Source organism: Bradyrhizobium lablabi (assembly GCF_018129385.1).
Taxonomy (GTDB): Bacteria; Pseudomonadota; Alphaproteobacteria; order Rhizobiales; family Xanthobacteraceae; genus Bradyrhizobium; species Bradyrhizobium lablabi_C.
Genome location: NZ_JAFCLN010000008.1, coordinates 182258 through 206489, shown reverse-complemented (window position 1 = coordinate 206489; position 24232 = coordinate 182258). Strand labels below are relative to the sequence as shown.

General features: G+C 63.3%; 26 protein-coding genes. 14 read left to right on the top strand and 12 right to left on the bottom strand.

What is annotated here, in order from left to right; all coding sequences use genetic code 11:
• From hisA to hisB, 4 genes are all read right to left on the bottom strand, one after another.
• Entirely contained in the window at window positions 1-750 is a 750-nt protein-coding gene (gene hisA, locus JQ628_RS17920) for a 1-(5-phosphoribosyl)-5-[(5-phosphoribosylamino)methylideneamino]imidazole-4-carboxamide isomerase (RefSeq protein WP_212224149.1), read from the bottom strand.
• A complete protein-coding gene (gene hisH, locus JQ628_RS17915; protein WP_212224148.1) occupies window positions 738-1388 on the bottom strand; it encodes an imidazole glycerol phosphate synthase subunit HisH in 651 nt (216 codons plus the stop codon). Before hisH ends, hisA begins: the two co-directional genes overlap by 13 nt.
• On the bottom strand, window positions 1385-1918 hold the full coding sequence (locus JQ628_RS17910) for a DUF2628 domain-containing protein (protein ID WP_212224147.1): 534 nt from the start codon (window positions 1916-1918) through the stop codon (window positions 1385-1387). The genes hisH and JQ628_RS17910 overlap by 4 nt, the downstream gene beginning before the upstream one ends.
• Window positions 1919-2001: 83 nt before the next feature.
• The gene (gene hisB, locus JQ628_RS17905) at window positions 2002-2595 is read right to left on the bottom strand and encodes an imidazoleglycerol-phosphate dehydratase HisB (RefSeq protein WP_212224146.1); all 594 of its coding nucleotides are present in this window, start codon (window positions 2593-2595) and stop codon (window positions 2002-2004) included.
• A gap of 181 nt (window positions 2596-2776) precedes the next feature.
• On the opposite strand from hisB, the gene hslV reads away from it, so the two are divergent.
• From hslV to JQ628_RS17875, 6 genes are all read left to right on the top strand, one after another.
• On the top strand, window positions 2777-3328 hold the full coding sequence (gene hslV / locus JQ628_RS17900; protein ID WP_212224145.1) for an ATP-dependent protease subunit HslV: 552 nt from the start codon (window positions 2777-2779) through the stop codon (window positions 3326-3328).
• Between the two features lie 11 nt (window positions 3329-3339).
• Window positions 3340-3822, top strand: coding sequence for a GNAT family N-acetyltransferase (locus JQ628_RS17895; RefSeq protein WP_212224144.1), 483 nt, complete (start codon window positions 3340-3342; stop codon window positions 3820-3822).
• On the top strand, window positions 3819-4310 hold the full coding sequence (locus JQ628_RS17890; RefSeq protein ID WP_212224142.1) for a GNAT family N-acetyltransferase: 492 nt from the start codon (window positions 3819-3821) through the stop codon (window positions 4308-4310). The genes JQ628_RS17895 and JQ628_RS17890 overlap by 4 nt, the downstream gene beginning before the upstream one ends.
• Window positions 4307-4909 (top strand): DUF2585 domain-containing protein, encoded by a 603-nt coding sequence (locus tag JQ628_RS17885; RefSeq protein ID WP_212224141.1) that lies wholly within the window; start codon window positions 4307-4309, stop codon window positions 4907-4909. Before JQ628_RS17890 ends, JQ628_RS17885 begins: the two co-directional genes overlap by 4 nt.
• Window positions 4910-4950: 41 nt before the next feature.
• A complete protein-coding gene (gene hslU / locus JQ628_RS17880) occupies window positions 4951-6252 on the top strand; it encodes an ATP-dependent protease ATPase subunit HslU (RefSeq protein WP_212224140.1) in 1302 nt (433 codons plus the stop codon).
• Window positions 6253-6494: 242 nt separating this feature from the next.
• Window positions 6495-7619 carry a hypothetical protein gene (locus JQ628_RS17875; protein WP_212224139.1) on the top strand — a complete coding sequence of 375 codons (1125 nt, stop codon included), beginning with the start codon at window positions 6495-6497 and terminating at the stop codon, window positions 7617-7619.
• A 50-nt stretch (window positions 7620-7669) separates the two neighbouring features.
• On the opposite strand, the gene JQ628_RS17870 is transcribed toward JQ628_RS17875, so the two are convergent.
• From JQ628_RS17870 to JQ628_RS17860, 3 genes are all read right to left on the bottom strand, one after another.
• Window positions 7670-8260, bottom strand: coding sequence for a Smr/MutS family protein (locus JQ628_RS17870; RefSeq protein WP_212224138.1), 591 nt, complete (start codon window positions 8258-8260; stop codon window positions 7670-7672).
• Complete coding sequence (gene mltA / locus JQ628_RS17865) at window positions 8257-9624, bottom strand: murein transglycosylase A (protein ID WP_349628081.1); 1368 nt, start codon at window positions 9622-9624, stop codon at window positions 8257-8259. Before mltA ends, JQ628_RS17870 begins: the two co-directional genes overlap by 4 nt.
• Before the next feature lie 151 nt (window positions 9625-9775).
• The gene (locus JQ628_RS17860; protein ID WP_212224136.1) at window positions 9776-10471 is read right to left on the bottom strand and encodes a Tim44/TimA family putative adaptor protein; all 696 of its coding nucleotides are present in this window, start codon (window positions 10469-10471) and stop codon (window positions 9776-9778) included.
• A 421-nt stretch (window positions 10472-10892) separates the two neighbouring features.
• Here JQ628_RS17860 and secB point away from each other — a divergent pair, with 421 nt between their 5' ends.
• Window positions 10893-11360 carry a protein-export chaperone SecB gene (gene secB, locus JQ628_RS17855; protein WP_212224135.1) on the top strand — a complete coding sequence of 156 codons (468 nt, stop codon included), beginning with the start codon at window positions 10893-10895 and terminating at the stop codon, window positions 11358-11360.
• 22 nt (window positions 11361-11382) lie between these two features.
• Here the strand turns inward: secB and dnaQ are convergent, their stop codons facing one another.
• Genes dnaQ through JQ628_RS17835 form a run of 4 tightly spaced genes read right to left on the bottom strand, consistent with a single transcriptional unit; the run spans window position 11383 to window position 14175 of the window.
• The gene (gene dnaQ / locus JQ628_RS17850) at window positions 11383-12078 is read right to left on the bottom strand and encodes a DNA polymerase III subunit epsilon (protein WP_212224134.1); all 696 of its coding nucleotides are present in this window, start codon (window positions 12076-12078) and stop codon (window positions 11383-11385) included.
• A gap of 28 nt (window positions 12079-12106) precedes the next feature.
• On the bottom strand, window positions 12107-12706 hold the full coding sequence (gene coaE / locus JQ628_RS17845; protein ID WP_212224132.1) for a dephospho-CoA kinase: 600 nt from the start codon (window positions 12704-12706) through the stop codon (window positions 12107-12109).
• Between the two features lie 13 nt (window positions 12707-12719).
• Complete coding sequence (locus JQ628_RS17840) at window positions 12720-13328, bottom strand: Maf family protein (RefSeq protein ID WP_212224130.1); 609 nt, start codon at window positions 13326-13328, stop codon at window positions 12720-12722.
• Between the two features lie 10 nt (window positions 13329-13338).
• Complete coding sequence (locus JQ628_RS17835; RefSeq protein WP_212224128.1) at window positions 13339-14175, bottom strand: pyruvate, water dikinase regulatory protein; 837 nt, start codon at window positions 14173-14175, stop codon at window positions 13339-13341.
• A gap of 473 nt (window positions 14176-14648) precedes the next feature.
• Between JQ628_RS17835 and hemJ the strand changes: the two genes are divergently transcribed.
• From hemJ to JQ628_RS17800, 7 genes are all read left to right on the top strand, one after another.
• Window positions 14649-15071: a protoporphyrinogen oxidase HemJ gene (hemJ, locus tag JQ628_RS17830; RefSeq protein WP_212224127.1), complete on the top strand. Its 423-nt coding sequence runs from the start codon at window positions 14649-14651 to the stop codon at window positions 15069-15071.
• Window positions 15072-15329: 258 nt separating this feature from the next.
• Window positions 15330-16595, top strand: a complete 1266-nt coding sequence (rho, locus tag JQ628_RS17825) for a transcription termination factor Rho (RefSeq protein ID WP_212224126.1) — start codon at window positions 15330-15332, stop codon at window positions 16593-16595.
• Between the two features lie 270 nt (window positions 16596-16865).
• A complete protein-coding gene (mnmE, locus tag JQ628_RS17820; RefSeq protein ID WP_212224125.1) occupies window positions 16866-18197 on the top strand; it encodes a tRNA uridine-5-carboxymethylaminomethyl(34) synthesis GTPase MnmE in 1332 nt (443 codons plus the stop codon).
• 141 nt (window positions 18198-18338) lie between these two features.
• On the top strand, window positions 18339-20222 hold the full coding sequence (gene mnmG, locus JQ628_RS17815) for a tRNA uridine-5-carboxymethylaminomethyl(34) synthesis enzyme MnmG (RefSeq protein WP_212224124.1): 1884 nt from the start codon (window positions 18339-18341) through the stop codon (window positions 20220-20222).
• A 132-nt stretch (window positions 20223-20354) separates the two neighbouring features.
• A complete protein-coding gene (rsmG, locus tag JQ628_RS17810; RefSeq protein WP_212224123.1) occupies window positions 20355-21050 on the top strand; it encodes a 16S rRNA (guanine(527)-N(7))-methyltransferase RsmG in 696 nt (231 codons plus the stop codon).
• The gene (locus tag JQ628_RS17805) at window positions 21047-21898 is read left to right on the top strand and encodes a ParA family protein (RefSeq protein WP_212224122.1); all 852 of its coding nucleotides are present in this window, start codon (window positions 21047-21049) and stop codon (window positions 21896-21898) included. Before rsmG ends, JQ628_RS17805 begins: the two co-directional genes overlap by 4 nt.
• 131 nt (window positions 21899-22029) lie before the next feature.
• Complete coding sequence (locus JQ628_RS17800; RefSeq protein WP_212224120.1) at window positions 22030-22917, top strand: ParB/RepB/Spo0J family partition protein; 888 nt, start codon at window positions 22030-22032, stop codon at window positions 22915-22917.
• Window positions 22918-23098: 181 nt separating this feature from the next.
• Here JQ628_RS17800 and holA read toward each other — a convergent pair whose 3' ends face one another.
• Window positions 23099-24127 carry a DNA polymerase III subunit delta gene (gene holA / locus JQ628_RS17795; protein WP_212224118.1) on the bottom strand — a complete coding sequence of 343 codons (1029 nt, stop codon included), beginning with the start codon at window positions 24125-24127 and terminating at the stop codon, window positions 23099-23101.
• Window positions 24128-24232: the final 105 nt, after the last annotated feature.

Here is a 24232-nt window from a genome sequence, read left to right as displayed (position 1 = left end):
CTAGGCAGCCGCGCGGGCGCTCTTGATCAGCGCCAGCGCGGCGGCGGGATCGAGCCGGCCGTCGTACAGCGCGCGGCCGGCGATGGCGCCGGCCAGTTTTTTGGCGCGCGGCATCAGCATGGCCTTCACATCTTCGATCGAGGCGAGACCGCCGGAGGCGATCACGGGAATCGATATGCTCTCGGCCAGCGCAATGGTCGCGTCGAGATTGAGGCCTTTGAGGAGCCCGTCGCGCGCGATGTCGGTGAAGATAATGGCGGCGACGCCGGCGTCCTCGAATCGCTGCGCGATTTCCAGTGCCGTTACCTGCGAGGTCTCGGCCCAGCCTTCGACCGCGACCTTGCCGTCACGGGCATCCAACCCGACCGCGACGCGGCCGGGGAATTTCTTCGCGGCCGCCTTCACAAAATCCGGATCGCGCACGGCCGCGGTGCCGATGATGACCCGCGCGACCCCCTTCTCCAGCCAGCCTTCGACCGTCCTGAGATCGCGGATGCCGCCGCCGAGCTGCACCGGCATGGTGACCGCCTTCAGCATGGCCTCGACCGCCTGCGCATTCATCGGCTTGCCCGCAAAGGCGCCGTCGAGATCGACGATGTGCAGATATTCGAATCCTTGCGCAGCAAAGGAACGCGCCTGCGCCGCCGGATCGAGGTTGAACACGGTCGCACGCGCCATATCGCCCTGTTCGAGGCGCACGCACTGCCCGTTTTTCAGGTCAACCGCAGGAAAGAGAATCACGGCTTCCACTTCAGGAAATTGGAGATCAGCGCCAGCCCGAAGCGTTGGCTCTTCTCGGGGTGAAACTGCGTGCCGATCGCCGTGTCCTTGCCGACGATGGCGGTGACCGGCCCGCCGTAATCGGCGCGGGCCAGCACATCCGCCTCGTTGGCGGCGGCGAGGTGATAGGAATGCACGAAATAGGCATGGCGGCCCTTTGGCCCGAGCGGCAGTCGTTCCAGCACCGCGTGCTCCCTGACCATGTCGAGCGTGTTCCAGCCCATGTGTGGAATCTTCAGGTCTTCCTCGCGCGGCTGGATTTTGACGACGTCGCCCTCGATCCAGTTGAAGCCGTCGGTGGTGACATGCTCCTTGCCGCGCGTCGCCATCAACTGCATGCCGACGCAGATGCCGAAGAACGGCCGCGCCTTGACACGCACGGCCTCGGTCAGCGCTTCCAGCATGCCGTTGACGGCATCGACCCCGCGGCGGCAATCGGCGAACGCACCGACGCCGGGCAGCACGATGCGGTCGGCGCGGTACACTGCGTCGGGGTCGCGCGTCACGATGATCTTCTGCGGATCTTCCATGCTGCGCGCCGCGCGCTCGAACGCTTTCGCGGCAGAGTGCAGATTGCCGGAGCCGTAATCGATGATCGCAACGCTCATCGCGACCCTCCCGGCTCCGGAAACAGTCCGATGATGCCGCCCTGCGGCAGCGGCGGCGGTGGCTTCGAGAACGGCTGACCGGGGATGTTGCGGGTCGGCGGCGGGCCGCCGCGGTCGACCGACCATTGGTTGTTCACCACGCCGCCTTGTCTTTCGGTCCAGCGATCGAAGAAACGCCGCTCGGCGGACTCTTCGTCATCGGCGACGACAATATCGAGCTGACGCCATTTGCGCCGCGACAGCGTCCAGCGCTTCAGGCTGGCGGCTTCAAACCCGAGCAGCAGCGCCAGCAGCAGATTGATCGTGAAGACGGCACCGCGGCCGACGCCGAGCGCCGGCAGACCCACGTCAACGGCGACCATTAGAACGATCCATCCGATCAGCGCCAGCCACAGCCGATGCCAGGCGAGCCAGAACACGCCGAACACGAAGGCCCAGAAGTGAAACCCGTCACGCACGAACGAAAACTTGTCGGTCGTCGACAGGTCGATGTTGCTCGTTACCGGGGCATGCACCGTATAGACCGGCATCGTCATCTCCGAAGCTTTTTGTTTTTGAGCATGATCTTGTCGGAAAACCGGTACCCACTTTTCCGGATCATGCTCCGAAGGACTCAGCCGCCAAGCGAGCCCTTCGTGGAAGGCACCTCGCCGGCCGCGCGCGGATCGATCGCGACGGCCGAGCGCAGCGCCCGCGCCAGACCCTTGAAACAGGATTCGGCGATATGATGGCTGTTCTCGCCATATAGGGTCTCGACGTGCAAAGTCACGCCGGCATTCATGGCAAAGGCGTTGAACCATTCGCGCACCAGCTCGGTGTCGAACTCGCCGACCTTGTCGCGCGGAAACTCGGTCTTGAACACCAGCACCGGCCGGCCGGAAATGTCGATCACGACGCGCGACAGCGTCTCGTCCATCGGCATGTGGATGGAGGCGTAGCGGGTGATGCCGGCCATCGAGCCGAGCGCCTGCTTCACGGCCTGCCCGAGCGCGATCCCGACGTCCTCGGTGGTGTGGTGGTGGTCGACATGGAGATCGCCGTCGGCCTTGACCGTGATGTCGATGCGCGAATGCCGGGCCAAAAGGTCGAGCATGTGGTCGAAGAAGCCGATCCCGGTCGAAACCCTGGACACGCCTGACCCGTCGAGGTTCACCGAAACCTCGATGTCGGTCTCCTTGGTCTTGCGCTTGATGGTCGCCGTGCGCATGAAAGCTGCTTTCTAATCCCTGAAATCGCGGGTCTTTTAACAGGGAGATATTACCTTCGCTACTGCGGGATGACGCTCAAAACGCCGAAGTTCGGCCCATGGTGACCGGATCCCGCGTCATCCGGCCCCGATTGTAACGGCCGCGCCGACCCCCTAAATCTGGCCGGTCACGAGGTATTTCATGCAAGCATCCCCAAACGAGCCGGCCGTCTGGCACGGCACCACGATTTTGACGGTCCGCAAGGGCGGCAAGGTGGTGATCGGCGGCGACGGCCAGGTCTCGATCGGCCAGACCGTCATCAAGTCCAACGCCAAAAAGGTCCGCAAGCTCGGCAAGGGCGACGTGATCGGCGGCTTTGCCGGCGCCACGGCCGATGCCTTCACCCTGTTCGAGCGGCTGGAGAGCAAGCTGGAGCAATATCCGGGACAGTTGACCCGCGCCGCGGTCGAACTCGCCAAGGACTGGCGCACCGACCGGTACCTACGGCGGCTGGAAGCGATGATGATCGTCGCCGACAAGGATGTCTCGCTGGTGCTGACGGGCACCGGCGACGTGCTGGAACCGGAGGCCGGCGTGATGGCGATCGGCTCCGGCGGCAATTACGCGCTCGCCGCCGCCCGCGCGCTGGTCGACAGCGACAAGGATGCCGAGACCATCGTGCGCCGCTCGCTCGATATCGCCGCCGACATCTGCGTCTATACCAACCGCAATGTGACCATCGAGACATTGTAGGAGGCGGGCCGGTGACCGCGCCTTACGTCTTCCGGCCGATGAATGCGGACGACATGCCGCTGATCAGGCGCTGGCTCGGCGAGCCGCATGTCGCCGAATGGTGGCATGATCCCGAAACGCTGGAGTTCGTCAGTGGCGACCTCGATCATTTCGATCTCGCGCAGTTCATCGTCAGCCTCGATGGCCGGCCCTTCGCCTATCTACAGTGCTACCAGATCGGCGAATGGCACGAGAGCTTTGGCCCGCAGCCGGCGGGCACGCGCGGTCTCGACCAGTTCATCGGCGAAGCCGGCATGCTCGGACGCGGCCACGGCTCGGCTTTCATCCGTGCGTTCATCGACGAACTGTTCGTGCGCGGCGTGCCGCGGATCGTGATCGATCCGCATCCGGGCAATCCGCGCGCCATCCGCGCCTATGAAAAAGCCGGCTTCGTGCCGCAGCGCGAGATCGTCACGCCCGACGGCGCTGCGCTGCTGATGATCCGCAACGCATGACGAGCGAGACATACGACTTCCGCCCGATGACATCAGCCGACCTGCCGCTGGTGCTGCACTGGCTGAAGCAGCCGCATGTCGTGCAATGGTGGGGCGACACCCACGAACAGTTCGAACTGGTCAGCGGTGACCTCGAAGTCGAGGCGATGGACCAGTTTATCGTGGCGACCGGCGGCCGCCCCTTCGCCTATATCCAGTGTTACGATCCCCTGGTCTGGCCGGACAATGGGCTGGGCGAGCACCCCAAGGGTACCCGCGGCGTCGATCAGTTCATCGGCGAGCCTGATATGGTCGACCGCGGCCACGGCTCGGCCTTCATCCGCGCCTTCATCGAGCGCGTGCTGGCCGATGGTGCGCCGCGCGTCATCACCGATCCCGACCCCGAGAACGCCCGTGCGATCCGCGCCTATGAAAAGGCGGGCTTTGAAAAAGTCCATTTGGTCGATACACCTGACGGCATCGCCCTCCTGATGGTGCGCCACGCATGACGCTCGACCAACGCCTCCCCGTCGCCACTCGTATCACGACAGCGCAATGGTTCCTGATCGCAGCACTGCTGCTCGTATTACAGGCGGCGCTGCTCTACGGCATGGGCCGGCTGCCGATCTGCGCCTGCGGCTATGTCAAATTCTGGCACGGCGCGGTGCAGAGTTCGGAGAACTCGCAGCACATCGCCGACTGGTACACCTTTTCGCACATCCTGCATGGGCTGTTGTTCTATGGTGCGACCTTCCTCGCCTTTCCGAAGCTGGTATGGCCGGCGCGGCTGATCATCGCCATGCTGATCGAGGGGACGTGGGAGCTGGCGGAGAATTCAAGCTGGGTGATCGATCGCTACCGCGCCGCCACGATCTCGCTCGATTACTACGGCGATACCATCGTCAATTCGGTGTCCGATACGCTCTGGATGGTGATCGGCTTCCTGCTGGCCAGGAAACTGCCTGTCGCTGCGACCGTGGCGCTCGGCGTTATTTTCGAGATCGCGATGCTCCTCCACATTCGCGACAATCTGACGCTTAACATCATCATGCTGATCCACCCGTTCGAGGCGATCAAGCAATGGCAGGCCGGTCCGCCGATCCTCTGACGCCGCTTGCCGAGTACGGCTTTTCACCCTAGCTAAGGGCCATGACAGACTTCTCCCCCCGCGAAATCGTTTCCGAGCTCGACCGCTTCATCGTCGGGCAGTCCGACGCCAAGCGCGCGGTTTCCATCGCGCTGCGCAACCGCTGGCGCCGTCTGCAATTGACCGGCTCGCTCCGCGAGGAAGTGCTGCCGAAAAACATCCTGATGATCGGGCCGACCGGCGTCGGCAAGACCGAGATCGCACGGCGGCTGGCAAAGCTCGCCGGCGCGCCGTTCCTCAAGGTCGAGGCCACCAAATTCACGGAGGTCGGCTATGTCGGCCGCGACGTCGAGCAGATCGTCCGCGACCTTGTCGAGGTTGCGATCGCGCAGACCCGCGAGAAGAAGCGCAAGGACGTGCAGGCCAGAGCCCAGCTCGCGGCGGAGGAGCGCGTGCTCGATGCGCTGGTCGGCGCCAATTCCAGCGCGGCGACCCGTGATTCCTTCCGCAAGAAATTGCGCGCCGGCGAGCTCAACGACAAGGAAGTCGAGATCGAGACCCAATCCTCCGGCGGCATGCCGATGTTCGAGATTCCGGGCATGCCCGGCGCACAGATGGGGGCGATCTCGATCGGCGATATCTTCGGCAAGATGGGCGGCCGCACCAAGACCCGCCGACTGACGGTGGCCGATTCCCACGAGCTTTTGATCAACGAGGAATCCGACAAGCTGCTCGACACCGACCAGCTCACGCAGGAAGCGATCGGCGCGGTCGAGAACAACGGCATCGTGTTCCTGGACGAGATCGACAAGATCTGCGTGCGCGACGGCCGCGTCGGCGGCGACGTTTCGCGCGAAGGCGTGCAGCGCGATCTGCTGCCGCTGATCGAGGGCACCACGGTTTCGACCAAGCACGGCGCGGTCAAGACCGACCACATCCTGTTCATCGCCTCCGGCGCCTTCCATATCGCAAAACCTTCCGACCTGCTGCCGGAGTTGCAGGGCCGCCTGCCGATCCGCGTCGAGCTTTCGGCGCTGACCCGCGACGACATGCGCCGCATCCTGACCGAACCGGAAGCGTCGCTGATCAAGCAATATGTCGCGCTGATGAAGACCGAAGGCGTGACGCTCGACATCACCGACAGCGCGATCGACGCGCTGGCCGATATCGCGGTATCCGTGAACTCGACGGTGGAAAATATCGGCGCGCGGCGGCTTCAGACCGTGATGGAGCGGGTGCTGGACGAAATCTCCTTTGCCGCGCCCGACCGGCATGGCGAAACCATCAAGGTCGACGCCGACTATGTGCAGAAGCACGTCGGCGATTTGGCGAAGAACGCTGATCTGAGTCGGTTCATTCTCTGACCGTTGTCGTCCCGGCGAACGCCGGGACCCATACCGCGTTGTGCTCTCGATTGAAAAAGGTCGCGAGTACCGGCCGCAACCATTTCAGCCGCGGCGTATGGGTCCCGGATCGCGCGGAGTTTATCATCGGGCACGCGTTCGCGTGACCCGTTGGCCTGTCCGGGACGACATCGGGCCTATCGCACGTTGCTTCCCCCACGGCCGCCATGTGATAACGCCGCCTGATCTTTCTTGGGTGGTCGATGAATCTCCGGGTCTGGCAAAATCCCTGGCGGCTGATGCTTGCCGTCAATGCCGCCGTGTTCCTCGGCGTCTTCCTGCACAAGATCACGCTGCCGCCCTACGTCCCCTATATCCATCTGCTGGTCGACTATCATTTCGGCTTCACCAAGCGCGCGCTGATCGGCGCGGCCATCGGCCTCTTCACGTCGAAAGTGCCGGTGTGGCTGGTGTTCGCGCTCGGCGGGGTGACATGGCTGATTACGCTCGGCCTGTTCATCCGGCTGTTCCGCAAGACATTCGGATTCGACGACGAGCATCTGCCGCTGTTCGTGTTCATGGCCGGCTCGCCGTTCTTCCTGAAGAATTTCATGCACACGCTCGGCCATTTCGACATCTATGGCTGCGCGCTTGCGATCGTGCTGCTGCTGATCCCGGCACGCTCAGTGGCTTACGTGCTGCTGGCCGCGGCGTTCTCGGTCGTGCTCGTACTGATCCACCACATTCATCTCTTGATGTATGTGCCGACCATCGCCGTCATCGTCATTCTGCGCCATTACCTCGTGCAGGGCGTGACACGACAAAATGCGATTGCGGGTATTGCGGCGCTGGTCATCACCGGGCCCTTGTTCATCGCCGTGCAGTTCTACGGCACGGCCGCAGTGCCGCAGCAGGATTTCGTCGGCTACCTCCAGGGCCGGATGACCGACCCCTCGCAAGAGCGCCTGCTGAGTTTTGCCTATATCTGGTTCCAGCCGCTGACGAAGGAAATCGAGGATACCTGGCAGCGCCTGCCGTCGAACATCCTCGGCGTGCCGGTGTTCGCATTGCTGATCTGGCTGCACACGCCGCTGTGGCAATACTATTCCCGTCTGATTGACGCGCTCGCGCGCGAGACGCATCGCCGCATCGTGATGGCGGCGCTCGCAATCGTGACCGCCGGCTATCTCGTCATGTTCGCGATCGTGTTCGATTACTCGCGCTGGATCTCGAACTGGGCGGTGTGCGTGTTCCTGATCCTGCACGCGGTGAAAATGCTCCCGGCTGCCAGGACTGTACCGCCGATACCGGCGAAAGAGCGGAGCACGAACGCCTTCGGCTGGATCGTCACCGTGATCCCGCGTGTCGGGATCGTCCGGCCTTTTTAGTGTTGACGCGTTTTCTTCACGCGAACCGGTGCCCACTTCGCTCGAAAACGCTACGAGAACCTCGCCCGCCGCACCCGCACGTACAGCGCGCCCTCCCCGCCATGGCCGATATGCGCCTCCTCAAAGCCGACCACCAGCGCGCGGAATTCCGGCAGGCCGAGCCATTGCGGCACCTGGCGGCGCAGCACGCCGCGTTCGGAATCGCCGCCGCCCACCTTACCCTTGCCGGTGATGACGAGCACGAAGGTCAGCCCTTCACCGTGTGCCCGCTGTAGAAACGCAAACAGCGCACGATGCGCCCGCGTCTGCGTCATGCCGTGGAGATCGATGCGCGCGTCGATTTCCTTCCTGCCGCGAGAAAGCTGCGCGCGCTCACGGCGGCCCAAGGGTGCCAGTGGTGGCACTTGCGGTTTGGGTGGCGCGGCTCTGACCGGGACGGGCGAATGCGGCACATGGGCGGGCCTCGTCGCCACGAGAGCCTCCGGCTTCGCTGGCGCGCCGGCCTTGGCAAGGCGCGGCTTCTTGCGCAGCGGCTTGATTTGCTTTGCGACGCTCTCCCACAACGCCCGCTCTTCCTCGCTCAGGCTGCGGTTCCGCCTCGGTGCGGACAGATCGGGGATTTGCGGAGGGCGACGTTTCATCGCTGGTGATAACGACGGTGCCGGCGCATCTCACGCGCGGGCGCGGTCGTCGGGCGCGCCTCCGGAAGCGGAACCGGCTTTGCGGCTGGAGCCTGTGCCGTTGTCGCCTGGGCAACAGGCGCGACGCTCTTTGCGGATTCCTTTGCCCCGGACGCGTCCCTGGGCCTTTCCTTCAGCGGATCGACTTGCGGAAACAGTTTTGCGATTTTTTCCGACGGCCGCGCATCCGGCACCGGCAATTTGCGGCCGCGCGCGACGGGATCGAGGCTTTTCGGGAGCAGCATCACAAAGCGCGCATTGTGCCGCAGCCGGCCCGACACCCTGCCCGCCTCCGCGCCGGCGCCGAAATAAAGGTCGGCCCGCGCGGGACCGACGATCGCCGAGCCCGTGTCCTGCGCGATCATCAGCTTGCGGAACGGCGTCTTCGACTGCGCCGATTCGATCGGCAATTCCCCCTCGATGAAGAACGGCGTGCCATAGACGTGCAGCGCCTTGTCGACCGCGATCGAGCGGCCGGCGGTGAGCGGCACGCCTTGCGCGCCAACCGCTTCATCCGTGGCTGACAGGTTCACCTCGCGGAAGAAGATGTAGGAGCGATTTTGCCGCCGCAGCTCGTTGGCGCCTTCCGGGTTCTGCTCCATCCATTCCCGGATCTTCTGCATCGACATCTGCTCGCGCGGGATGATGTTGCGTTCGATCAGGATGCGGCCGACCGGCGTATACGGATAGCCGTTATGGGCGTCGTAGTTGATCCGCACCATCGAGCCGTCAGGCAGTTCGATGCGCGCCGAGCCCTGGATCTGCGCGAACAGCAGATCGGTCTGGTTCTTCAGAAAAGCGATTTCCAGCCCGCGGCCCTCGATCGCGCCGTCCTCGATCTCGGCGCGGTCCCAGTACGGCACGAGCTTGCGGCGACCGATCTTGCGATAGACCGGCCCCTTGTTGGGCAACCCTACCGAAGCCTGCGTCTGGCCCTTCACGAAATGGTTCGAGGGACGGCGATAGATCGGAACCGTGTAAACCTCGTTCTGCTCACGCGAGCCCTCGAGGATCGGCTCATAATAGCCGGTGACGAACCCCTCGCCTTCGCCAAGGCGCGAGATGCGCAGCGGCAGAAAATTTTCCTCGAAGAAGGCCTTTGCCTTGGCCCGGTCGGAAAGCTCCAGGCCCCTGGCGATGCGGCAGGGATCGCGGAGCGAGGTACCGAGCGCCTTGGAATCGGCGGGCGGCCCGTTCTGCACCGCGATCGGCTGGCAACTGATGCGAAATGCCTTGTAGGCCGCGAGATGATCGTCGTCGTTCCAGCCCATGACATCCGCGAAGGCGACGGGCGAATATTGCGAGTTGCTGATTTCCAGCGGCAGGTCCAGCGCGGGATAAGGCACGTGGCGGGGGGCCGGCTCGGCGGCGCGATGGGCCGAGTATCGTGGCCGCGCCTGCGCATCCTGCGCGGCAAGCGACAGCGCGGCAGCTATCAAAACCAACGCGGTGGCAATTCTCCCGGCGCCGCTCGCGTCAGTTGGCGCTTCCGGTGCCGACCAGCTTCCAGTTCGGATCGCGTGAGGTGGTGTCGCGGGCAAAGGTCCAGACATCGGTGATATCGGCGACCTTGTCGGGATTGCCATCGACAATGGTGCCGGCCTTATCGCGGGTGACGGAGATCATCTGGGACACGAAGCGAACCGTGAGTTGGGCCGCGCGATCGCGCGCCTCCGCACCCACCAGCTCCGCCTTGTCGATCGAGACGAAGCGCGTTTCGGTCTTCTGGTCGTGCTTTTCTCGATCCCGGATCACCGTCTCGAAACTGTCATAGACCTCCGACGACAGGAGATCCTTCAGCGCGCGGCGATCGCCATTGGCGAAGGCCAGCACGATCATCTCATAGGCGCTGCGGGCGCCCGAGAGGAAATGCCGCGGATCGAAGGAGGGGTCCTGCGCCACGATGGCATCCAGCCCTTGCGCCAGCGGGGTGCCGGGCTCGGCAAGCCCCTTCCAGCGGTCGGCCGGTGCCACGTCAGCAGTCGGCGCCAGCGGCGCCTGATCGACGGCGCTGCCCGGAATCGGAACGACGTTGTCTTGCGTGCCCTGTGCGACCGGGCGCGGCGGACGGTCATAAGGCCGCTCGCTCCCGGTGCGCTGTCCGAGAACGCTGCGCAGGCGCAGGAAAATAAAGACCGCCAGCGCCAGGAAGATGATCGTATAGATATCCACTTCGCCTCTTCTCACTTCTCTCGCCGGTCAACGGGTCCGGCGGCGCGGCGTTCCGCTCTCAAGGGGAACGCCAGAGATTACATCATTGATTGAGTCCGCTGCATGTAGGCACGAAATTGGGCCCGGCCAATGGCGCGTTTTGGCGCGGGTCGATTGTAGCGCGTTTTCAGTGCCGGGGGAAAGCCGATCGGGCCCGGAAATGGCGCGTATTCAATAATTTAGGCTATGAACCGGGCGGCCGGACGTGACCGATTATCCATATTGGGCGGAAAGGCGCGCGATTTCACATCCGGGCGCGATTGTCGTCCTTGTGGAAGAAGGCGGGGCTATGATAGCCACTCGCGCCGACCACGGCATTTTCGCAGCTTCACGCGCAAAATCAGACCCAAAAGCCGGCCCGCGTATCCAAGGAGAGATTTTCATGACCAACGGCAACGGTTCGTCGCCCGAGACGGCCCCTCCCCAGTTGAACGTGCTGGCGCAGTACACCAAGGATCTGTCATTCGAGAACCCGAATGCACCGTCCTCGCTTCAGCCGCAGCAACAGCAGCCGCAGATCAACATCCAGATCAATGTGCACGCCAACAACCTGTCCGAGACCGAGTTCGAGGTGGCGCTGAAGGTCGAAGGCAAGGCCGAAAATGCCGGAAAGGTGATGTTCAGCTTCGACCTCACCTATGCTGGCGTGTTCCGGATCGTGAACGTGCCGAAGGAGAACCTGCATCCGCTGGTCATGATCGAGTGCCCGCGCCTGCTGTTCCCGTTCGCCCGCGAAATCATCGCGACTTCCGTGCGCGATGGCGGCTTCCCGCCCCTGATGCTGGATCCCGTCGATTTCGTCGGCCTCTACCGCCAGAACATGGAACGGCAGGCGGCGGCCCAAGCCTAAGCCGAGCCGATATTCTGCCTGGCTAGGCGGCCGGCAGAAACTCATTCCAGATCGGCTTGTCGCCGAGCGTGGCGACAAAGGCCCGGTGCGCGAGGCGGTCTTCCTCGGTAACCCGTGGCGCGAGCGGAACCTCGCGCTGCCGCCGCGGCATTTCGCCCGCCCCTACCCTGATGTCGCGGACCTCGGACGCCAGGATCAGTTGCGACTGCCGCGCCCCGATCAGGTCGATATAGACCTCGGCCAATAGTTCCGCGTCGAGCAACGCGCCGTGCTTGGTGCGGCGGGAATTGTCGATCGCATAGCGCGAGCAGAGATCGTCCAGCCTGTTCGACACGCCGGGATGCTTGCGCCGCGCCAGCAGCAGCGTATCGACCAGCCGGTCCTTCACGATCGCCGGCCGCTTGATCCGGTCGAGTTCGGCGTTGATGAAGCTGATGTCGAACGACGCATTGTGAATCACCAGCGGCGCGTCACCGATGAATTCCAGGAATTCCTCGACGATCTCGGCAAACAGCGGCTTGCTGGCGAGGAACTCGGTCGAAAGCCCGTGCACGTTGAAGGCTTCGAGCGGCATGTCGCGCTCGGGATTGATGTAACGGTGGAACGTCTGCCCGGTCGGCATGCGGTTGAAGATTTCAATGCAGCCGACCTCGACCAGACGATCGCCGCGGAGCGGATCGAGGCCGGTGGTTTCGGTATCGAGAACGATTTCGCGCATGCGTCTAAAGAGCCAACAAGCCGGCGAATCAGACTCGCCGCTGCGGCATCTTAACGACCGCGGCCAAAATGTCCTTGATTTGCGCCCGCACGGGATCAAGCCCGTGTGAGGTATCCACGACGAAATTGGCGCGCTTGCGCTTCTCCGCGTCGGGCATTTGCCGCGCGATGATGGAGTCGAGTTTGGCGGCGTCCATCGTGCCGCGCGCCAGCACCCGCTCACGCTGGAGTTCCGGCGAGGTCGTCACCACGACCACCGCATCGACGCGCTTCTCGCCGCCGGTCTCAAACAGCAGCGGCACGTCCACCACAACAACGGGGATGCCGGACTGCTCGGCATCGTCGAAGAATTTCTTTCTGCCGGCGCTCAGCATCGGATGAACGATCTGCTCGAGCTGCTTCATGGCTTCGGGATCGTGAACCACGCGCTCGGAAAGTTTGGCGCGGTCCACCTTGCCGCCTGCTGTCGTGCCCGGAAATGCCGCCTCGATGAAAGGAACCGCCTCGCCTTCGTACAATCGGTGCACCGAGGCGTCCGCGTCGTAGACGGGAACGCCGGCCTCCTCGAACAGGGTTGCAGTGGTCGATTTCCCCATTCCGATCGAGCCGGTCAGTCCAAGGACTAGCATGGGTCGCATCGCCCTAAACGCCGAGCAGCCGCTCGCTGCGCAGGAATGCGAGCAGCGGCAAGAGCGGCAGACCCAGAATGGTAAAATGATCGCCTTCGATGCGTGCGAACAAGTGCACTCCTAATCCCTCGAGCTTATAGGCGCCGACGCTGGTCGTGACGGCCTCGCCGGCTTCATCCAGATAGGACTTTATTTCATCGCCGCTCAATGGCCGCATCGTCATGCGTGCAATGGAAATTTCGGCGAACAATATCTTTCCGTCACGCGCCACCGCAACGGCGGAGCACAGCTGGTGAGTTTGACCGGCAAGCGCCCGCAATTGTTCGCTCGCCTGCGCGCGGCCGGCAGGCTTGCTGAACAGCCTGTTGCCGAGTGCCAGGGTTTGATCGGCGCCGACAACCACGCGGCCGGGATATCCTGCTGAAACGAACAGCGCCTTTTCACGCGCGAGCAGCAAGGCGATGTTGTCCGGCGCCCTGAGGCCAGAGTTCCCCTGCACGGCGCGCTCATCGATATCGGCTGGAACGGCCTCGAAGGCGATGCCGGCATTGGCGAGCAACGATTGCCGCGCGCGGCTTTGCGAAGCCAGGATCAACGGGTCCTTTCCGCGCCAGATGGTCATGGGTCGAAAATCATTCCGCAGGCCTGTTCCGCTGCCGGTCGGCATAGAGCTTCATGACGGCCGCGGCGGTTTCCTCGATCGAGCGCCGCGTCACGTCCAGCAAGGCCCAGTTGAACTTGGCGCTCAGCCGCCGCGCGAATGCAACCTCGTCCGCCACCGCCTGCTTGTCGATATAGGTTTCGTTGTCGCGGTCGCCCATGCTCAGGAGCCGGTTCTGCCGGACCTGGATCAAACGCTCGGGCGTGGCATGAAGGCTGACGACCAGCGGCTTCTTCAGATGTTCGAGCTGGTGCGGCAGCGGAATGCCCGGCACCAGCGGCACGTTGGCGGTGCGGATGCCGCGGTTGGCGAGATAGATCGAGGTCGGTGTCTTCGAGGTGCGGGACACGCCGACCAGCACCACATCCGCCTCCTCCAGCCCTTCGACGTGCTGGCCGTCGTCATGCATCATCGTGTAGTTCAGCGCATCGATGCGCTTGAAATATTCCGCGTTGAGGACGTGCTGCGCGCCGATCCGCCCCTGCGTGGCGGCGCCGAGATAGGCTTCGAACAACTGCATGACCGGGCCGATGATCGACAGGCTCGGAACGTTGATCTCCTTGCACTTGGCCTCGAGCTTGGCGACGATATCCTTCTCCAGCAGCGTGAACAGCACGATGCCGGGCGCCTCCTCGATCTCGTCGAGCACGCGATCGAGCTGCTTCTGGCTGCGCACCAGCGGATAGACATGCTCGACCGCCGTCACGTTGGCGTATTGCGCAGCCACCGCGCGCGCCACCGTGATCAGCGTCTCGCCGGTCGAATCCGAGACCAGATGCAGATGAAAATAATTGCCTGACGTCGGCACTAAGACCCCTGTGTATCCTGTGAATCCTTGTGGAGCCTGGGACGGTGAATCTGCTGTCGGTCATCGGCGACGGGATAACCGGCAGTTTTCTTCACAGCGCCTCCCAAAAGGAAAAGTCCAACTGCTTGCCGCGATGATAGTGAGAAGTTGTTGGCTTGTCTCTGCATAAGCTGTCCCGAACGGCGCGCAAGTCGCTGATGCGGAAGCCCTTATCGGGATGGCAGGGGTAGCCTACCGAATTGTTGAGGAATGTGGACAGGCGCTGAAGAAAATGCGGACAGCGATTCGTGAGTCCAAATCACGATCAAGAAGACTCAAACCCTTAGAATCTAAAATTATTAGTTTAGAGGAGACCGGCTTTGCGGATATGTGTTCGTCCCACGCCGGCAAGGCTGCTCAGCAATGTGAGAGTCGTTGCGGTAGTTCCAGTCGGCATTGAATTGCCGCTGCGTGCCCAAAGGTGAGATGCCCCGATGTATGAGTGGATCAAGGCCCTGCATGTGATTGCGGTCATCTCCTGGATGGCCGGCATGCTCTATCTGCCGCGGCTGTTCGTCTATCATTGCGAGGCCGAGGCCGGATCAAAGCAGTCCGAGACCTTCAAGGTTATGGAACGGCGGCTTTTGAAAGCGATCATCAATCCGGCGATGATCGTGACCTGGCTTGCCGGGCTTTATCTGGTCTGGGCCGGCCACTGGTATTCGTCGCCCTGGTTTCACGCCAAATTCGTCTTGGTCCTCATCATGTCCGGCGTGCACGGCTTTTTGTCCCGCTGCGTAAAAGATTTCGCCGCCGACCGGAATACCCGGGATCAGAAATTCTATCGGATAATCAACGAGGTACCTACAGCGTTAATGATCGGTATCGTGATTTTGGTGATCGTCAAACCGTTTTGAGCCACCGCGCGTCAACAGTCCGGGCATCACACCGGCTTGCGGAGCGAAAAGCGATTTTCTATATTATTGAAATCCCCACCCTCGCAGGCGGATGTGGTTGCGTTCCGGGCCTTAAGTTGGACCGGCCGCCGCATCAGGTTTGAAGCCTTCCCGGCGCTTTCCTTGCTTAGACCTGCGGACCTTCCTTCTTTCATGTCCGCTTTTTTCTAAAGCCACCTCGCACCCCTTCCCTACGAATACCCCACAGGACCAACCCCAATGCGGGAAATCAAACTTCAAGACCTTAAATCGAAAACGCCGGCCGAGCTGGTCTCGTTCGCGGAAGAGAACGGGGTCGAAAACGCCAGCACCATGCGCAAGCAGGAGCTGATGTTCGCTATCCTCAAGCAGCTTGCGATCGCGGAAACCGATATTATCGGCGAAGGCGTCGTCGAGGTGCTGTCCGACGGCTTCGGCTTTTTGCGTTCGCCCGACGCGAACTACCTGCCCGGCCCCGACGACATCTACGTCTCGCCCTCGCAGATCCGCCGCTTTGGCCTGCGCACCGGCGATACCATTGAAGGCCACATCCGCAGCCCGAAGGAAGGCGAACGCTACTTTGCGCTGCTGAAGGTCAACACCCTCAATTTCGAGGATCCGGAAAAGGCCAAGCACAAGGTCAATTTCGACAACCTCACGCCGCTGTTCCCGAACCAGCGTTTCCGGATGGAGATCGACGATCCCACGCGAAAAGATCTTTCGGCACGCGTGATCGACATCGTTGCTCCCATCGGCAAGGGCCAGCGCGCCCTGATCGTGGCGCCGCCGCGCACCGGCAAGACCGTGCTGATGCAGAACATTGCGCACTCCATCACCGCCAATCATCCCGACTGCTATCTGATCGTGCTGCTGATCGACGAGCGTCCGGAAGAAGTCACGGACATGCAGCGCTCGGTGAAGGGCGAGGTCGTGTCCTCGACCTTTGATGAACCGGCGGTACGTCACGTCCAGGTCGCCGAGATGGTGATCGAAAAAGCAAAGCGCCTGGTCGAGCACGGCCGCGACGTCGTCATCCTGCTCGATTCGATCACGCGCCTCGGCCGTGCCTACAACACGGTGGTGCCATCATCCGGCAAGGTGCTGACAGGTGGTGTCGACGCCAACGCGCTACAGCGGCCGAAACGATTCTTCGGCGCCGCGCGCAACATCGAGGAGGGCGGTTCGCTCACCATCATCGCGACCGCGCTGGTCGATACCGGCAGCCGCATGGACGAAGTGATCTTCGAAGAGTTCAAGGGTACCGGCAACTCCGAACTGATCCTCGACCGCAAGGTCTCCGACAAGCGGACCTTCCCGGCGATCGACATCTCGCGCTCCGGCACACGCAAGGAAGAGCTGATCACCGATCCGCAGGTGCTGAAGAAGATGTACGTGCTGCGCCGGATCCTCAATCCGATGGGCACCATGGACGCCATCGACTTCCTGCTCGACAAGCTCCGCAACACCAAGAACAACGCGGAGTTCTTCGACTCCATGAACACCTGAGCCGGTTGGCTCGGACGGAGAGGGCGCCTGGACGGCGCCCTTTTTCATTGGTGATGTCGTATTGCACGTTTTGCTGCAGCGGAACTGCATTGCGCCGTGCCGGGCGTTTACCGTCCGGTAACCATATAAGCCATTGAAAAATAATATATTTAGCTTGGAGCGGAAGGTATCTCCGTCGTCGCTGCATCATTTTTGCAGCATAAGTGTTGCGGCGGCCGCCGCAGCTTGAAAATGCTTTTGCCTTTTCAAAGGCCTCCGAACAAATAGGCGATGCATCCAAGGGATCAGACTATCTTCGCCCTGTCGTCGGGCCGGCCGCCAAGTGCGATTGCGATCGTGCGTGTGTCAGGATCCGAGGCGGGCACCGTGCTCACGGCCCTCGCCGAAAAAATGCCGGCGCCAAGGACGGCCACCCGCGCGTTGCTGCATGATGTCGGCCAGCGGCCGATCGACGATGCCGTGGTGCTGTGGTTTCCGGGACCGGCGAGCGCGACCGGCGAAGACGTCGCCGAGTTACATATTCATGGCGGACGCGCCGTACTTGCCTCGCTGCTGACCGCGCTGTCAGGTTTTGAAAATGTGCGGCCGGCCGAGCCCGGCGAATTCACCCGCCGCGCGTTCGAGAACGGCAAGCTCGATCTCACCGAGGCCGAAGGTCTCGACGATCTGATCCATGCCGACACCGACCGGCAACGCCGCCAGGCGCTACGCCAGTTGAAGGGCATGCTCGGTGACAAGGCGCGCGACTGGCGTGCGCAGATCATCGAAGCCTCGGCGCTGATCGAGGCCGGCATCGATTTTTCCGACGAGGGCGACGTGCCTGCGGAGCTGATCGCGCCGGCGCTCGCGAAAGTCAGGACGCTGCTGAGCGAGATCGAAACCGTGCTCGCAGCGCAGAGCCAGGGCGAGCGGTTGCGCGACGGACTTGTCGTCGCGATCGCCGGTCCGCCCAATGTCGGCAAGTCGACGCTGATCAATCAGCTCGCGCGCCGCGACGTCGCGATCGTGTCGCCGCACGCCGGCACCACACGCGACGTGATTGAGGTGCAGCTCGATCTCGACGGCTATCCGGTGACCGTGATCGACACGGCCGGCATCCGCGAGACCAGCGATCCCGTGGAGCAGGAGGGCGTGCGTCGCGCGCGGGCGAGGGCAGGTGAGGCGGATCTCGTGCTGTGGCTCGCAGATACCGCAGGCGCGCCGGTCGAGCATCACGGCACGGCGCCGGTCTGGCTGGTGCACAACAAGATCGATCTCGTCAGGGCGAGCACGGCCGGTATCGAAGGTCGGCCAATGGCCGAGTTCCGGATTTCGGCCAGGAGCGGCGCCGGCCTCCCCGAACTGATCGCCGCTTTGGTGGATTTCGCGCAGAGCTATTTTGGCACGGGCGAGGGGGGCTTGATCACGCGCGAGCGGCAGCGGACTCTCTTGCGGGAGGCCGCCGAGTCACTGAGGCGAAGTCTGGATGCGGTCGGGAAGGGCGACGAACTTGTTGCTGAGGACCTGCGAGCCGCGGCGCTCTCTATTGGGCGCCTCCTGGGTCGGGTGGATGTCGAGGACGTGCTCGACGTCATTTTCCGGGAGTTCTGTATAGGGAAGTAATATTCCTTTGTTCGAGGCATTAACGGAGTGTTTCACGTGAAACATTCCGGCGCCGCGGAACCTGCCCTGTTTCACGTGAAACACTTCTGCGACTGAACTTACCGCTTCCGGCTTTGCCCAGCTCGCGATAGAAGTCCGCCCATGATCGCATCTTCGGGCTCATTCGACGTCATCGTCATCGGTGGTGGCCACGCCGGCTGTGAAGCCGCCAGCGCGGCGGCGCGGATGGGTGCCAAGACGGCGCTGGTGACCCATCGGTTTGCGACCATCGGGGCGATGTCCTGCAATCCCGCGATCGGCGGTCTGGGCAAGGGGCATCTGGTCCGGGAAGTCGATGCCCTGGACGGTCTGATGGGCCGGGTCGCCGATGCCGGCGGCATCCAGTTCAGGATGCTGAACCGCCGCAAGGGCCCGGCTGTCCGCGGGCCGCGGGCGCAGGCCGACCGGAAGCTTTATGCGGCGGCGATGCAGGCCGCGATCCGCCAGACCGCCAATCTCGACGTGGTCGAGGGCGAGGCGGACGAACTGATCGTTTTGAATGGCCGGGTGGCCGGGATTCGGCTCGGCGACGGCCGGACGCTTTCGGCCGCGGCCGTCGTCATCACCACCGGCACCTTTTTGCGGGGCCTGATCCATCTCGGCGAAAAGAACTGGCCGGCGGGACGGGTCGGCGAGGCGCCGGCGATGGGCCTGTCGGCCTCTTTCGAACGTGCCGGCTTTACACTGGGCCGCCTGAAGACCGGCACGCCGCCCAGGCTCGACGGTACCACCATCGACTGGTCGGCCGTCGAGATGCAGCCGGGCGACGACCCGCCGGAGCCGTTTTCGGTGATGACGGACGGCATCACGACGCCCCAGATCCAGTGCGGCATCACCCGGACCACGCCCGCCACCCATGAGGTGATCCGGGCCAACGTTCATCGTTCGCCGATGTATTCCGGCCAGATCAAGAGCACCGGCCCGCGCTATTGTCCCTCGATCGAGGACAAGATCGTCCGCTTCGGCGACCGCGACGGCCACCAGATCTTTCTCGAGCCGGAAGGGCTCGATGACACCACCGTCTATCCCAACGGCATCTCGACCTCGCTGCCGGAGGAGGTGCAGCTCGCGATCCTGGCGACCATCCGGGGTCTCGAGCGGGTCAAGATGGTTCGTCCAGGCTACGCTATCGAATACGATCACGTCGATCCGCGCGAACTTGATCCGACGCTACAGACCAAGCGCCTGCCGGGACTTTTCCTGGCCGGACAGATCAACGGCACCACGGGATATGAAGAGGCCGCTGCCCAAGGGATCGTGGCCGGGCTGAACGCCGCGCTGGCGGCGGGCGGGGCCGACCCGATCGTGTTCGACCGCGCCGACGGCTATCTCGGCGTGATGATCGATGACCTCGTCACCCGGGGGATCACCGAGCCCTATCGGATGTTCACCTCGCGCGCCGAGTATCGGCTGACCTTGCGGGCCGACAATGCGGACCAGCGCCTGACCGACAAGGGCATCGCATTGGGATGTGTCGGGCAGGCGAGGGCGGAGCGGCACGCCGCCAAGATGGCCGCACTTGAAGCCGCAAAGGCGTTGGCAAAATCGCTGGCGATCACGCCCAACGAAGCGGCCAGGCATGGACTCGCCCTCAACCGCGATGGCAACCGCCGCTCGGCCTTTGAGCTGCTGGCCTATCCGGAGATCGAGTGGACCGCGCTCTGCGGCATCTGGCCGGAGCTCTCAGCCATCGACCCGGCGATTGCGGTCCATCTTGAGATTGACGCCAAGTACGACGTCTACCTCAAGCGCCAGACCGCCGATGTCGACGCTTTCCGGCGCGATGAGGGGCTGTTGCTGACGGACGTTGATTATGCCGATGTTCCCGGTCTCTCGAACGAAGCCCGCGCCAAACTTCAGGCCGCCCGGCCGCGAACCGTGGGGCAGGCGGGCCGTATCGACGGAATGACGCCAGCGGCGCTCGGGATCCTGGCGGCTTATCTTCGGCGCGAGGCGCGGCGAAAGGCGGCGAGGGCGATCGCATAACGTTTCACGTGAAACAGGCGGCTGGCCGCCATCTCGTCATTGCGAGGAGCGAAGCGACGAAGCAATCCACGCTTTCCTTGCGGCAAGATGGATTGCTTCGCTCGCTCGCAATGACGGCCACAATGATTTCCAATGCGCAAAGCTGACAAATCCGCTTCCCCGACTTCGGCCGCCGACAAAGCGGCCGCCCTCGCCCTCACCCCCATTTCACGTGAAACGGAAGCGCGGCTCGACCGCTACGTCGCGTTGCTCCTGGAGTGGCAGGCCAAGACCAACCTGGTCGCGCCTTCCACGCTTCCACATCTCTGGACCCGCCACATCTCCGATTCGCTCCAGCTCCTCAGCCTGGCTCCGTCGGCAAAGACCTGGGTTGATCTCGGCAGCGGCGGTGGCTTTCCAGGTGTAGTGCTCGCCTGCGCGCTGGCCGAAACACCGGGCGCGATGATCCATCTGGTCGAGCGAATCGGCAAGAAAGCTGCTTTCCTGCGCGAGGCCATTCGCGTCACGGGAGCTCCGGGAACGGTGCATCCCGCCGACATCGGAGATATTGTGGATAGGTTCGCAGACTCAGTCGATTGCGTTACGGCCCGCGCGCTGGCTCCGTTACACCAGCTTATCGGCTTTGCAGAACCATTGGTGCGACGGGGCGCAAAAGCCCTGTTTCTCAAGGGCCAAGATGTAGAGGCTGAGTTGACCGAAGCCACTAAATATTGGAAAGTCCAGCCTAAGCTTCATCCCAGCCGGACGGGCGGACACGGCTGGATCGTCGAACTCGACCATATCGAGCACCAAAATCCCTCCGCGACCTTTTTGGACGGCAGGCCATGAGCGTAATTGATCAGGTTTATCAAGAAGATAGAGCGCCAAAACCGCCGGGCCACCCGCGCATATTGGCGCTCGCCAATCAGAAGGGCGGCGTCGGCAAGACCACCACCGCGATTAACCTCGGCACGGCGCTGGCCGCGATCGGCGAGCGCGTGCTGATCGTCGATCTCGATCCGCAGGGCAACGCTTCGACCGGGCTTGGCATCGATCGCCGCAACCGCAACTGCTCGACCTACGACGTGCTGGTCGGTGAAGCCAAGCTGCGCGAAGGCGTGGTGGCGACCGCGGTGCCGCGGCTGCACATCGCGCCCTCCACCATGGATCTCTCCGGCCTCGAGCTTGAGCTCGGCACGACACCCGGCCGCGCCTTCCGTCTGCGCGATGCGATCGCGGCGCTCAACACCGACGCCACGCCGGACAGCGATTACACTTATGTGCTGATCGACTGCCCGCCCTCGCTCAACCTTCTCACCGTCAATGCGATGGCGGCTTCCGATGCGATCCTGGTGCCGCTGCAATGCGAGTTCTTCGCGCTGGAAGGTCTGTCGCAGCTCCTCCAGACGGTGGAGCAGGTGAAGACCACGCTCAATCCGAATCTGTCGATCCACGGCATCGTGCTCACCATGTTCGACTCGCGCAACAATTTGTCGAACCAGGTCGTCGCCGACGTGCGCCAGTTCATGGGGAGCAAGGTCTACAACACCATGATCCCGCGCAACGTCCGCATCTCCGAGGCGCCGTCCTATGGCAAGCCGGTGCTGGTCTACGATCTCAAATGCGTCGGCAGCGAAGCGTATCTGAAGCTTGCGACGGAAGTGATCCAGCGCGAGCGCGAGCTCAAGACGCATTGATGCGGAATCGCAGGATGGGTAGAGCGCAGCGAAACCCATCACAACAAGCGCGATGGGTTTCGCTTCGCTCTACCCATCCTACTGAAATGCTGATGCTGGAGTACCGCTAGGTGAATTTTAGGGAGCTGGCGATGGCCGAAGAAGCTCGTTCGCGACTGGGCCGAGGTCTTGCAAGTCTGATCGGGGACGTCGGCGGTGAGGCCGCACATGTCGAGCGCCCGCGCAACCAGCGCAAGGTGCCGATCGAATTTTTGAAACCCAATCCGCGCAACCCGCGCAAGGCATTCACTGAGGTCGAGCTGAACGAGCTCTCCGACTCGATCAAGCAGCACGGCGTGATCCAGCCGATCGTGGTGCGGCCGGTGAAGGGTTCGCAGGACCGCTTTGAGATCATCGCCGGCGAGCGGCGCTGGCGGGCGTCGCAGCTCGCGGGCCTGCACGAAGTACCCATCGTTCCGGTCGAGGTCAGCGAATCAGACGCGCTCGAGATCATGATCATCGAGAACGTGCAGCGCGAAGACCTCAACGCGATGGAGGAAGCGCAGGGTTATCACGCGCTCGCGGATGAATTCAAACGCAGCCAGGAAGACATCGCAAAAATCGTCGGCAAGAGCCGCAGCCACGTCGCCAACATGATGCGGCTGACGAAACTGCCGGCCGAGGTGCAGTCGCTGATCTCATCGGGCAAATTGTCGGCCGGCCATGCCCGCGCGCTGATCGGCGTGCCCGATCCGCTCGGCGCGGCCAAGCGCATCGTGGAGGAGGGACTGACGGTCCGCCAAACCGAAGCGCTGGCGCATGAGGAGGGCGTGCCCGAGCGCAAGCCGCAGAAGGCGCGCGCTAGCGGTGGCGGCAAGACCAAGGATGCCGACACCATCGCGCTCGAAAAGCGGGTGAGCGATGCGCTCGGGCTGAACGTCACCGTCAGTCACCGCGATCCCGGCGGCAGCGTCCAGATCAGCTACCGCAGCCTCGACCAGCTCGACGAGGTGATGCGGCGCCTGGCGCGGAGCGGCTAGTTAGTTCGACCACGTCTCTCCTCGTCATTGCGAGGAGCGAAGCGACGAAGCAATCCAGCTTTCTTTGTTGCGGCAAAGCTGGATTGCTTCGCGGAGCCTGTCATCGGGCGCGCATTCGCGCGACCCGTTGGCTCGCAATGACGGTGGTGAGATCTTCCCAACATCTTCGATCGATGCAGCGTCATCCCCGCCGCTTCGCATTGGCCGCGATCGCGAGCAGCGTGCGTTGCGCAATCGCCGCCGCAAGTCCGGTCTGCTTGCGCATGTCGAAGGCTGCGGTGGCGAGCTGGTCGATGATCGTCACCAACCGCGCCGGGCTGAAATTGCGCAAAGCGATCTCGACCGCGCCCTTGCGCGAAAAATGCAGCCGCGGATATCCGCCCTCCAGCACCGCCGAAGCCGGCGTGCCGTCGGCGATCGCAAGCGCGGACTTGTGCAGCCACGCCGCCTGACGCTGCGCGGCCGCGACGATCACGCCGGGATAGGTGCCGGCCACCATTGCCTTGGCGAATTCGCTTTCGACCGTCGCGGCGTTGCCGGCAAACGCGGCGTCCACGATCGGGTCGAGCTTCAGTTCCGACGCGTCGGAAACCACGGTCATCACGTCGTCGAGCGTGACCTCGCCGGCGCCATGGGCAAACAGCGTGAGCTTGCGAAGCTCGTTGCGCGAGGCCTGGCGGTCGCCGCCGAGCAAACCCATCAGCACGGCGCGCGCGTCGGACGCGATGCGCAGCTTTGACACCCCCAGTTCCTCGTCGATCAGTTTTGCCAGGTCGCGCTCGGTGTCGGGATAGCAGCCGATCGCGACCGCGGTCTTGGCACGCTCGCAGGCCTTGCGCAGCGGCGATTCCGCACGGAGGTCGCCGGCCTCGATCACGATGCGGCAATCCTTGACTGCGGAGTCTGCAAGCGTCTCGACACCGCTGGCAAAATTGCGCGAGCCGGCGCGGACGCGGATCGCGCGGCGGCCGCCGAACAGCGGCACCGTCATCGCTTCATCGACCAGCCGCGACGGCTCGGCGGACAATTCATCGCCATCAAGCCGCACCAGCGAAAAGGGATCGTTGGGATCGTCAACGGCGGAGGCCATCAGCGCATTGGCGCGCTCGCGCACCAGACCGGCATCGGGGCCATAGAGCAGGATGATGGGGCGGCCGGGGTCGGGCCGGGCAAGAAAAGCGTCGATGTCTTTTCCGCGGAGGGCGACCATTGCCAAGTCTCTCGGAGTCATTCCGGGACACGCGCCTTCGCGTGGACCCGGAATCTCGATCGAATTCTCTTATCTCTGGATTCCGGGTTCACGCTTCGCGTGCCC